Below are 10,876 nucleotides of genomic sequence, written 5' to 3'. Positions count from 1 at the left end.
CGGAGTCACCGTCGGAGTCACCGTCGGAGTCACCGTCGGAGTCACCGTCGGAGTCACCGTCGGAGTCACCGTCGGAGTCACCGTCGGAGTCACCGTCGGAGTCACCGTCGGGGTGGGAGTCGTTGTTGTGCACTCATCGATGTCAACGATGTTGGTGTCGAGGCTGACCTGACCGTTACGGGCCAGGAGCCGACCGTTGACAGTGGCGCCCGTGGTCGCGGAGATCGAGGTCAGGGCAAGAATGTTGCCGACGAAGGTGGAGTTCGTTCCCAGTGTCGCCGAACTGCCCACCTGCCAGAAGACATTGCATGCTTGAGCGCCGTTGATCAAATTGATGCTGCTGCCTGATCCGGTGATCAGGGTAGAGGCGATCTGGAAAATGAAGACGGCATTGGGATCACCCTCGCCGTCGAGAGTGAGCGTGCCCGTCAGACCGAGTGAAGAAGTCGAGGCGTAGATGCCATGTGGGAGTGTCTGGCCGACGAGATCGCCTGAAACGCTGGTTGCCGGAGTCCGGCCCGCAGCATCGTTGTACGCGACGGTCAAGTCGGATTGCGCCTGAAGTGCTACCGCGTCAGCACTGTGCTGCACCCCCCCGACAATGCCAGGCGGGAACCCGGTGATCGCGGTACCTGGGCTCACACCAAGATCGTCCGCGATCACGCTGGGACCGGTGTTGGTGACGGCGGACCCGGCCAGAACTGAGAAGCTGGCGGCCGTTCCCAGGTCAACGGGGGCCACTTGAGCAACGCTCTCACGCGATTGTATGAGAGCGAGAGCGCCTACGATGGCGATGAGTACCGAAGCCGCGGCCAGTCGGGAAAATCCGGGCAGCCCGAGCAAGGTCTGTCTGAAGGTTCCGTTCATTTAGCGAGTCGTTCTCCTTGCAGAAGGGCATCGGATACGCCCGGTTTCGTGTCTACAGAAGGCGAGCCATACACCTGCGCTGAGATACCACCCCACCGGGCTTGCCAACATGGAACGGTTGGCGCCCGAGAGCACTACCCCTGCGACTTGGCACGCTACTTGCAAACGTCAGCAATAGTGAGCACCGACACTTAAAAGGCACATAAACTCGGTTCCATTTTGACTGCCGCTTATACCTCGCACACAAAGGACGGCTACGGCGCACTTAGTCCGGTTTGTCACTTTCATGTGCACTACCGGCGACAAACTCGACGATCCGTGGCGACTCAGGCCGGTCACTGCGCTACAGATATCTGCTTCGACCGCATTCATGGAGCAGCGGTGCTGCCAGAACCGCGACAGGCGTACATCTCATACTGGACATGAGGCGCTTCGGTCGAAAAGGGCTCATATAGGACGATGTGCGGCAACGCGTAATGGAGTCGCATATATGCATTGCCAGCTTGCAGCCGGGCAAGTCTTTGCACTCATAGAGCCGGAGGAAAGGCGATCGACTGCCTTCGACGATGCTATATCTGGAACGCTCTGCAAGCCTGGAGTGGTTGTTCACCACTGCATCCACAAGTACTAGCTGCAGCGTTCATCTTTCCTCCGGGCTCCGTCGTCGAATTCTGGAGAGTTCTTCTTGCGTGATTGTTTCAAGCTGGCCATGCCCGGCTGCGGGGCAGGCTGGTCGACGAAGATTATTGCGTACAGCGCACTGACGGTTATGCCTCTGGCCGCTTCTTGCGGCACAGCCCCGGACAGGCCAACACGTACGGTGGCGCCGGTCGCGGCCACGCACACGGTCAGGCCGGTATCCGTGTCCGCGGAACAAATGGCGCGACTGCCGCGGGCAACCACCTTCACCAAATTGCGCGGAGCGCCGAAGGACACCGACTCTCGCGGTATGGGAGATGGGGTCGTGACACACCCCACGCGACCACAGATCGTTTATGCCCATCCAGGCGGGCCCCCTGTGGGTGTATTGCCGACCACCGAGATGGGAAGCGCGACATGGGTTCCGGTGGTACAGACTCAGCCGGGTTGGATTCGCGTTCTGCTGCCCAGCCGGCCGAACAAGTCGACAGGATGGATCTACAGCGACGGCGGAGGGCTGCAGAATGCCTACAGCCCGTACCGAGTAGAGATCGAGCTGTCCTCTCGCAGACTCACCCTGTTCAAGGCCGGACATCGACTGCGTTCATGGACGGTGGCCGTGGGCGCGACGACCACACCCACACCGACGGGACGGACGTTCCTGATGGCCGTCCTGTCCCCTCCCAATCCGACCTACACCCCACTGATCCTGCCGCTGGGCATGCACTCGACCACACTTGACAGTTTCGACGGCGGGCCCAGCACGATCGCCTTGCACGGATGGCCGGACGCGAGTGTGTTCGGCCAAGCGGTCAGCCACGGTTGTGTGCGAATTCCCGCCACTGCTCTGCGCGTATTGTCGCGAATCCCGCTGGGTAGTTCCGTTCTGGTCACTGCCTGACCATGACAGGTGAGAATGAGGCGGCCGCCGGCTGATCAGGCATCCGCCTCACTCCATCCAAGCAACACGAAAGCCTGCTGATCAGCTGCACTCGTATGATAACTCAGGAAAACGTCAACCGGCCCTGCCAGCCCCCACTTCGCTGGTGCGACGGGATGGGCCGGCAGGGCCGGTTGAAACTGTGATCGGTTTTCGAATTTCTAGCAGATATTCTGAACGCCGCCGGGACCAACGGATCCCATGTTCTCGGGTGCAAGCAATGGCAGTTCGATGGTGATCAGCTGGTATGCGAGAGCATTCATGGGCGGATCACAGGGGCTGACAGCAATGGTGCGACTGGCGGAGGCGGGTCCTGCGGTCAGCAGAGGAACGGCCAGAGCGGCAGTCGCAGCAGCCAGTGCGAGCATACGGGAAGCGAAACGCATGAGCGGTTGATTCCTTCCTTCGATGGGGTCGCCACAACACTACTTCGGCGATCAGGCAACGCTGCGCCCGACATGCCCAAGCAGAGCTATATACCGTTCAATCACTTAGTGTGGAGATGCTTATTGGGTTCCCATGGGTCCATCTCCGCGGCGTGGCAACATATTGCACATGCGGTCAGATCTGGCGTTCTCGGCTAACTAGAGATTGCTACACAGGTTGAATTCGTAGCTTCGTCGAGCCCTTCGAGAGATTCGGCGGCAAAGCTCGCCGGGGCTCATCCGCGATCGATGGCACCTCTTTCGAACTCGCCAGAGCCATGCGCGATGTGCTTCTTGGGGCGGACCCACCAGTACGGCTCACGCAGCGTGCGACGACTGCGCTTTCCACGGTTCGTGAGGACTCCATCGCCACCGTGCATCCAGGGGGAACGGTGATCGTTCGAGATGGCGCCGCCCTTCGCTGGTGGACGTGGGCGGGCTTCAGGGCCAACATGTCGCTCAAAGCGAGTCTCGGATCGCTGGTCGATGAGGCTCAGCGGGTAGATGACCTTTGTATCCGGTTGCGGAACGACCTGACGCTTCATGTCGACGACGCGTGAATACTGGGTCAGGCACACATTCCGTGATCGGAGCCGCTGAGTAGATCACGGTTCGGGCGTTCCAGCCGGTAGCCGAGCCTATAGTCACGAGCATCTGCAGCGTGTTGAGGCGGCCAGGTAGGCCAGCGCGCCGCCGCGGTCGTAGTCGTAGTCGTGGTTGACGCGCATCGCCCGGGCGGGGCCGGGCGGCAGGGTGGGATTGCAGCGGCAGCGTGCCTGGATCGAGGTTTTCTCGTCGGTGGAGATCAGGCTCGGTTCGGCTATGGCGATGTTCGCCCCAAGGCTGGCCAGACTGCCGATCATCAACATGATCCACGCCAGGGCACCGCCACGCGACCCGTACCTATTGGCCAGGAGGATGGACATCGAAGCGACCACGATCGCTCCGTCCACCGCGAGCGGGATGAGCACCGCCGCCAACTGATCCTCACCGTGCCGGAGACACAGCTCATGCATGTGCCGGAACGACACGACCGCCGCGACGCCCGCGAGAAGGAGAACCCCCGTGATCGTCGTACGCCGGATGCGACGCACGGCCCCCATAGTCGGCTCCACGACTGTTCAGCCCTCCCGACCAGGGAGAACAAGCGTGGTAGAGGCGCTGAACGGCATGTACGTATCGGCTGTGTCCCCCCTCGGACACCATGAAAGCCCTGAGAATGTGCAGGTCACAGGCTCGGGGCTTTTTCATTTCCGCCTCCAGAACGAGCCGTGATACTCCGCTGATACTTGTGGGCCTGAGCACAAGGGTTACGCGCTCTCGACCAGGGCCGCGAACCAGTCGGCGGCCTCTCGCTGATTGCCGGGCATGACATGAGCGTAGACCCGCAGAGTGATCGCGGGGTCGGCGTGGCCGAGGCGCTCGGCGACCATCTTCAGTGGCTTGCCGCCCGCGATGAGGATCGTGGCGTGGGTGTGGCGGAGGTCGTGAACGCGGATGCGCGGCAGCGCCTCGCGCCCGGCCTTCTCGAACGCCCTCGCGCAGCGCCCAAGCTGGTCCTGGAAACCGCGCGAGAACCGCTCGGGGTGCCGGTGGTCGCCCTCCTGGTCCCCGAAGACGAGCGCATCGTCCCGGGCGAGCAGTAGAGCCATCCCGCCCCGCTCGCGCTTGTACGCCTTGAGTAACGCCACGGTGGCCGTGTCGAGATCGACCACGCGGGGCTTGGCGGTCTTGGTGTCGCCCTCCTTCACGATGGCCCCCTCCCCCTTGACCCGCACGACGCCCACCGACCGGCGAACGTTCTTCAGCCGGTTGATCGCCCGTTCGACGACGTTGCGCGCTTTGTAGCGTTCGGCGTCGAAGCCGGTGGGCCGTCCCCCGGCCGAGCCGCGCCGACGGCGGTTGGCGCGTTGATCGCGTGGTTCGGGGATAGTGTGGCGGATCTTGCGGCGGCGCAGGTGGGCGCGGTTGGCGCAGGAGGAGTAGGCCTTGTCCGCGGCCAGGCTGTCGGGCCGGGTGCGCGGGCGTCCCGGTCCGAGCCGGGGTATGCGGATGTTGCCCAGCACCCGCCGGAACGGGGGGCTGTCGCCGTACTGACCCGGTGTCAGGACCAGCGACAGCACCCGGCAGTGGCCATCCGCCGACGGGTGGATCTTGGTGGTGAATCCGCCCCGGGAACGGCTTGAGCACTCCCCAGCCTGACCACCTCCGCCAGCCGGGCGGCCAGAGTGTTCAGCACCGGATCACCCCGGTTCGTCCCGGCGACGTCCCCCTTTTCGCCTCCCGGTGCGGGCGACGGCGAAGACGACGGCGGCGGTGTACGTGGCGCGCCGGCGGAGTGCTGGTGCGCCCGGACCGTAGTGGAGTCGACAGAGATGTCCCAGTCCACCCGCCCCTCGGCGTCCTGCTCGGCCTGGATCGCGGTCAGCAGCATCTGCCAGGTGCCATCTGCCGACCATCGTCGGTGCCGCTTGTACACCGTGATCCAGGAGCCGAACCGTTCGGGCAGGTCACGCCAGGGCAGCCCGGTGCGGGCCCGGTACAACACGCCATCGATCGTCGTGCGGTGGTCATTCCACCGCCCGCCCCGACGACCCCCCTCGGGCAGCAGCGGCCTGAGCCGCTCCCACTCGGCGTTCGTTAAGTCACCTCGACCCATACACCAATCGTGACAACCTAACCACGATTGGTCAGCAGATCTAAGAACCAGCTCTTAGGCCTTCCGCGCAGCCAATGGTCATCGGTGGCTTGATCGCCGCGGTGGTCGCCAGCGCGGCGACCGCGGCCATCGCAGCGGTGAGTTCGTCGGGATCAGCCTGGTTGTCGGCGGCGCGCCGATACCGGTGCCCGGGTTCGCCGTGCTGACCGTCATCTTCTCCGCGGTGGGGTTAGTGCTGGCGCTGGTGCTGGCTCGCTCGGTTGGCCGTCCGCGCACGATATTCGTCCGAACCACCATGGTGCTCACCGTGTTGTCGCTGGTGCCGGATGTGCTTGTGGATGCGGCCCCGGGCACAAGGGTGCTGCTGATGATGACGCACGTGGTCGCCGCCGCGATCGTGGTCCCGGCCATTGCCCGCCGCCTGTCCGCCTGATCCTTTCCAAGAGTTCGCGCCAGACCGCGCCGGCCACCGCAGGGCAGCAGCGCGATCACCGGTGGCGCGTCGAGCTCGCGCACCAGCCGACGCAGTGCCGTGACGAACGGCCCAAACGGCAAGCCGTCGACGCCGAGAGCAGCCGCCAGCGCCGCACGTTCGCGTCCGCCCCACCAGCACGGGACTCATCAGCCGACCGGACACGGGCACTGACCGCGCTCCTCATCCCCGCCGAACGCCGAGGCGAAAGCCTCGTCTGGACCCGGTGACCGGTGTTCCCACCGAGGAGGGTTTCCGGCTGGCGTTCGTCATCGGTGCCGCCGTGGCACTTCTCGCGCTGGTGGGGGCGCTCGCCGTATTTCCGATCGACTCCGGTTGTGCCCCGACCGACCGGTAGGTAGTCTACTCTCTCGAAGCCGACCGACCGGTCGGTCGAGAGGAGCATGGTGAAAGACACTGATATCCAGGGAACCGTCGCCAAAGGCTTCGAGTCGGTGAGGGACGCCTTCCAGCGCAACTTCACCCAAGGCGCGGAGGTCGGCGCAGGGCTGACCGTCTACCAGAACGGACAGCCGGTGGTGGACGTGTGGGGTGGCGAGGCCGACCCTGACACGCGCCGTCCGTGGGAGCACGACACGATCGCGGTCCTGGCCTCGACCACCAAGACCTTCGCGGCCGGGGCGTTGCTGCTGCTGGTCGAACGCGGACGGGTGGAGCTGGATGCGCCGGTGGCGCGCTACTGGCCGGAGTTCGCCCAGAACGGCAAGGGCGAGATCACCGTACGCGTGCTGCTCAGCCACCGCGCCGGGCTGCCGTCGATGGAGGCCAGACCGGTCACCTGGGAGGACCTGCGCGACTGGACACCGATCACCGACACCCTGGCCGCCGCGGCGCCCGAATGGCCGCCCGGCACATCGCACGGCTATCACGGCGTCACGTTCGGCCACCTGACCGGTGAGATCGTCCGGCGGGTGTCCGGCATGAGCCTGGGCGAGTTCTTCGCCCGCGAGATCGCTGCTCCGCTCGCTCTCGACTGCTACATTCGCGTGCCCGACGCCGAGTTGTCCCGGATGGCCACCATGGTGGTTCCCGACAGCGAACAGCTCATGCTGGGAATGGAGGTGCCGGAGCTGCAGGACATGGTCCAGGCGTTGAACGATCCGACCTCGCTGACCTACCGGTCGATGTTCGGCAGCGTCGCCATCGGCTGGGACGCCACCAACGACCCGAGCACTTACCAGGTGGAGAGCCCGTCCATGGACGGAGTCGCCTCCGCGCCATCGCTGGCCCGTTACTACGCCGCACTGATCGGCGAGGTGGACGGCGTCCGGCTGCTCGGCCCTCAGCTCATGGAGCAGGTACGGCACTCCTATGGCGATGGCGTCGACGAGATTCTGCAGGTGCGGACCTCGTGGGGGCTGGGCTTCGCGCTGCCCGGCGGCCCGATGTGGCCGGTACCGGAGGAGATCCCGGGCTTGTTCGGGCACAGCGGCGCCAGCGGCTCCTTCGCCTTCGCAGACCCCGAGCGCGGCCTGGCCTTCGCCTACGTTCCCAACCGTGGTTCCGAGCTTCTCGAAGGTGGCGACTTCCGGGTTCGTGGCCTGATCGCCGCGCTGTACGAAGGGAGGCTCTGACGGTGCTGGAACCGCGTTTCTCCGCCGTCGCCGAGGTGTTCGAGCAGATCGTCGGAAAGGGCACCGACCGGGGGGCGGCGCTCTGCGTCTACCACCGGGGTATCCCCGTGATCGACATCTGGGCGGGCACCGCCGATGTCAAGACGCGCCGGCCGTGGGCCGCCGACACGATCGCCCCGATCACCGGCGCCACCAAGGGGCTGCTGACGGTCGCGGTGCTGTCACTCGTCCAAGACGGCGTCCTCCACCTGGACACACCCGTGGCGGAGTACTGGCCGGACTTCGCCGCCGACGGCAAGCAGGGCATCACCGTGCGGTGGGTGCTGACGCACCGCGCCGGAGTTCCGGCGCTCGACAAGCCGGTCTCCTCGCGCAACCTGATCGCCGGCGACAGCCCGGCCGAGGCACTCGCGGCACAGGTCCCCGCCTGGCAACCCGGCACGGCACACGGCTACCACCCGAGCACCGGCGCCTGGATCCTCGACGAGGTCGCCCGCCGGGTCACCGGGTCCGGCATCGGCAAGGTCCTTTCTGACCGGATCGGCGAGGATGTGTTCATCGGGCTCGACGAAGGCGAGGCCGTACGGTTGGCGCCGCTGATCTTCCCGATCATGGAGCTGATGCGGGCCCGGCCCAAGGAGCCCGAGTTCGCCGAGTTCAGCAAGGCGGTCTTCTCCTCCAAGACGCTACTGGCCAGGTCGCTCAACGCGCTGTCCATGTCGAAGGTGGATCAGTTCAACGATCCTGCCTTCCTGGCCGTCGGCGAGCCGTCGATGAGCGGTGTGGCCAGCGCCTCCGGCCTCGCCTGGCTGTACGCGTCACTGATCGGCGAGGTGGCCGGGCACCGGTTGATCAACCCCGATCTGCTGGACGCCACCGTGCGGGAAGAGTCCCACGGCCACGATCAGGTCCTGCTCATGAACACCCGGTTCGGCCTGGGGTTCATGCTGCCCGGCGGGCCACTGTGGCCGGGCGAGACCCGTACCCAGTTCGGGCACGGCGGCACCAGCGGTGCCCTCGCCTTTGCTGATCCCGCGAACCACTTGGCCTTCGCGTACGTGCCTAACCGCATGTCCGGCTACATCGAAGGCGCGGACGCCAACGCCAGGCGACTGGCGGTGACGGTGTACGAGGCGCTCGCATAATCACCCGTCGGCGGCGCTCTGCGTTCTATCAGCGACGGCCGGACTGTGGTGTACCGCCCTGGCGGGCGATCACTCCGATGGCGCTCGTGCCCAGCATGTCAGGCCGAGGGCCAAGCCCGATGGGAAGTCCATCGCGAAGTCGGGCTCCGGCCGCCCGTTGTGTCGAGCGCTTCCGTGAGCACCGGCGAGGTGTAGCACGCACGTCCTCGCGGAGTGCGGGATGTGATCGGTCCATGACGAACCTGATCGCCCTGATCGGTCGGTCAGGTGGGACTGCCGATCTGAGCGCGAATCTCAGCCGTCGACTTCGCTGCCCGTACGGCGAAGATGCCGCTTGCCGGGGTGGTGCTCTGCCATAGCGCCGGTCGTATGGGCCGCTGCGTCGTGCTCGACTGCCAACCGACCGATTGGTAGGTAGGCTGATAGGCTGCGATGAACCGAACGCCGAATGTGGAGGATAACCGTTGTCTCGTCACGAGCCGGGCGACACCCGCAGCCGCATCATCGAGACAGCACGGGAGCTGTTCACCGCGCAAACCTACCGCGCGGCCTCCATGCGCGACATCGCAGAACGAGTCGGCATCACCAAGCCCACGCTCTATCATCATTTCCGCAGCAAAAGCGAAATTTTGGCCAACTTGGTCGGCCCGCCGATCGCCCAGCTAGAGGCTACGGTCGACGACGCGGCCGCTCGCCTCACCCAGGTCGAGATCAGGCAGCACGTGTTGGGCGGTTGCTTGGACGTCATGCTTGCTCACCGCGAGATCATGGCCATGCTCCTGCGCGACGCCTCGGTCTACGGCGAAGAGACGACCGAAGTCATGTCACGCATGGTTGCCATCGTGAATCGGGCCATCGACCTGCTCGCCGGACCCAATCCTGACTGGCGTCGACGCGTCCGTGCAGCCCAGGCATTCGCAGCAGCCACCGACCCCGTCAGTCAGTTCGCAGACGTGCCGGTGGACGACCTGCGTGCCGAACTCCTTCGCGGGGCAAGCGCCATTCTCGACCCCGAACCGATCGACTGACCCGGCGAAATGATCGGCAAGGTGCAGAACTTGCCATCGGTATCCGCAACATCATGGTCTGTGGGATCTTCACCGCCGGGCGGGACCGCACGCCACGCTGTGAGGCTCGAATGCTCGACTCACTTGGTGACCTGCAGCTTTTGGCAATCGGGCGGATGGTCACGATGCGGCCGGTCCCGGCGGTGGCGCACCGATCATGCAGGCGGCAGGTGGCGCACAGGCCGGTGAAGGTGGCACGGCGTTGCTGGTAGCGGCCTCCTGGTGCGGCGAGGGGACGGTGTGGCCGGCGGGCGGGCGACCGTGCCGGCCCTGGTGTCGATGGCGAAGTCGTCCAGGGCGAACCCGCCAGGCACGGCCGGCTTGAGCGCGGGCGGCTTGATCAGCAGCCGGTGTCCCGCCTGCGGTCAGGTCAACGCGCAGTTCAGCGGCGGCGTAGGCGGCATCGGCCAGGATCTGCAGCGGGCCGTCCGCATCAGCGAGCAGGTCGGGGGCCACGGCGGCTTCGTGGTGGTCGATGCCGGCGCCGATCCGCAGCGCGACCTCGGTGAACAGGCCGATCTCCGGCTCGATGGCCAGGTGGGGCCTTGTAGCCGTCGTCGCGCTGGTGCGCGCTTTTGTGGATGTGGCGGGCCTCAGGGCCGGCGGCAGAGAGGATCCGATCGATCCTGCCCTTCTGTCACATCTCCTTCGCCGTCCGCCGGAAAAGTGTTCGCGGGCGAGGCGATCACCACGGTGGTGCGGCACCTGCAGGGGTTCCTGGAGTTCTGCTGCTACCTGCGCAGCTTCTACCCGCTGGAGGTGCGCATCGCGATCATCTGTGACAACTTCAGCCCGCATCTGACGACCAAGAAAGACCAGCGGGTCGGTGAGTGGGCAGAGGCGAACAACGTCGAGATCGCCTACACGCCCACCAATTCCTCGTGGTTGAACCGCATCGAGGCGCAGTTCACCGCATTGCGCGAGTTCACCCTCAACGGCACCGACCACGCCGGCCACCGAGAGCAGGGCAGCATGATCCGCCGCTACATCGCCTGGCGAAACCGCAACACCGATGATCCTCGCCTACGCCGCATCGTGAAGAGGGCAAACGTGGCCTGACGCGGCAC

General features: G+C 65.5%; 10 protein-coding genes and 2 pseudogenes. 7 read left to right on the top strand and 5 right to left on the bottom strand.

Going from position 1 to position 10,876, the window contains the following annotated elements; all coding sequences use genetic code 11:
- A partial coding sequence (locus tag AB0C27_RS09640) for an ice-binding family protein (protein WP_357840362.1) occupies window positions 1–867 on the bottom strand: 867 nt, incomplete at its 3' end.
- Between the two features lie 627 nt (window positions 868–1,494).
- Window positions 1,495–1,803, bottom strand: coding sequence for a hypothetical protein (locus AB0C27_RS09635; protein ID WP_357840359.1), 309 nt, complete (start codon window positions 1,801–1,803; stop codon window positions 1,495–1,497).
- Between the two features lie 91 nt (window positions 1,804–1,894).
- On the opposite strand from AB0C27_RS09635, the gene AB0C27_RS09630 reads away from it, so the two are divergent.
- The gene (locus AB0C27_RS09630) at window positions 1,895–2,407 is read left to right on the top strand and encodes a L,D-transpeptidase (protein WP_357840356.1); all 513 of its coding nucleotides are present in this window, start codon (window positions 1,895–1,897) and stop codon (window positions 2,405–2,407) included.
- A gap of 1,108 nt (window positions 2,408–3,515) precedes the next feature.
- Here the strand turns inward: AB0C27_RS09630 and AB0C27_RS09625 are convergent.
- From AB0C27_RS09625 to AB0C27_RS09615, 3 genes and pseudogenes are all read right to left on the bottom strand, one after another.
- Window positions 3,516–3,965 (bottom strand): DUF2637 domain-containing protein, encoded by a 450-nt coding sequence (locus AB0C27_RS09625; protein ID WP_357840354.1) that lies wholly within the window; start codon window positions 3,963–3,965, stop codon window positions 3,516–3,518.
- 216 nt (window positions 3,966–4,181) lie between these two features.
- A pseudogene (locus tag AB0C27_RS09620) lies at window positions 4,182–4,616 on the bottom strand (tyrosine-type recombinase/integrase); the annotation flags it as partial.
- Window positions 4,617–4,673: 57 nt separating this feature from the next.
- Window positions 4,674–5,530, bottom strand: a pseudogene (locus AB0C27_RS09615) (IS5 family transposase); the annotation flags it as partial.
- A 151-nt stretch (window positions 5,531–5,681) separates the two neighbouring features.
- On the opposite strand from AB0C27_RS09615, the gene AB0C27_RS09610 reads away from it, so the two are divergent.
- From AB0C27_RS09610 to AB0C27_RS09585, 6 genes are all read left to right on the top strand, one after another.
- Window positions 5,682–5,963, top strand: coding sequence for a DUF6069 family protein (locus tag AB0C27_RS09610; protein WP_357840696.1), 282 nt, complete (start codon window positions 5,682–5,684; stop codon window positions 5,961–5,963).
- Between the two features lie 265 nt (window positions 5,964–6,228).
- Window positions 6,229–6,360: a hypothetical protein gene (locus tag AB0C27_RS09605; RefSeq protein WP_357840351.1), complete on the top strand. Its 132-nt coding sequence runs from the start codon at window positions 6,229–6,231 to the stop codon at window positions 6,358–6,360.
- Window positions 6,361–6,409: 49 nt separating this feature from the next.
- The gene (locus tag AB0C27_RS09600) at window positions 6,410–7,597 is read left to right on the top strand and encodes a serine hydrolase domain-containing protein (protein WP_357840348.1); all 1,188 of its coding nucleotides are present in this window, start codon (window positions 6,410–6,412) and stop codon (window positions 7,595–7,597) included.
- A gap of 2 nt (window positions 7,598–7,599) precedes the next feature.
- The gene (locus tag AB0C27_RS09595) at window positions 7,600–8,742 is read left to right on the top strand and encodes a serine hydrolase domain-containing protein (RefSeq protein WP_357840346.1); all 1,143 of its coding nucleotides are present in this window, start codon (window positions 7,600–7,602) and stop codon (window positions 8,740–8,742) included.
- 464 nt (window positions 8,743–9,206) lie between these two features.
- Complete coding sequence (locus AB0C27_RS09590; protein WP_357840344.1) at window positions 9,207–9,770, top strand: helix-turn-helix domain-containing protein; 564 nt, start codon at window positions 9,207–9,209, stop codon at window positions 9,768–9,770.
- A gap of 279 nt (window positions 9,771–10,049) precedes the next feature.
- The gene (locus AB0C27_RS09585; RefSeq protein WP_357840342.1) at window positions 10,050–10,868 is read left to right on the top strand and encodes a hypothetical protein; all 819 of its coding nucleotides are present in this window, start codon (window positions 10,050–10,052) and stop codon (window positions 10,866–10,868) included.
- Window positions 10,869–10,876: the final 8 nt, after the last annotated feature.

It is taken from the genome of Nonomuraea sp. NPDC048882 (assembly GCF_040649755.1).
Lineage (GTDB): Bacteria > Actinomycetota > Actinomycetes > Streptosporangiales > Streptosporangiaceae > Nonomuraea > Nonomuraea maheshkhaliensis.
Note: the sequence above shows the minus strand (reverse complement) of the source record. Positions and strands in the feature narration are given on the sequence as shown.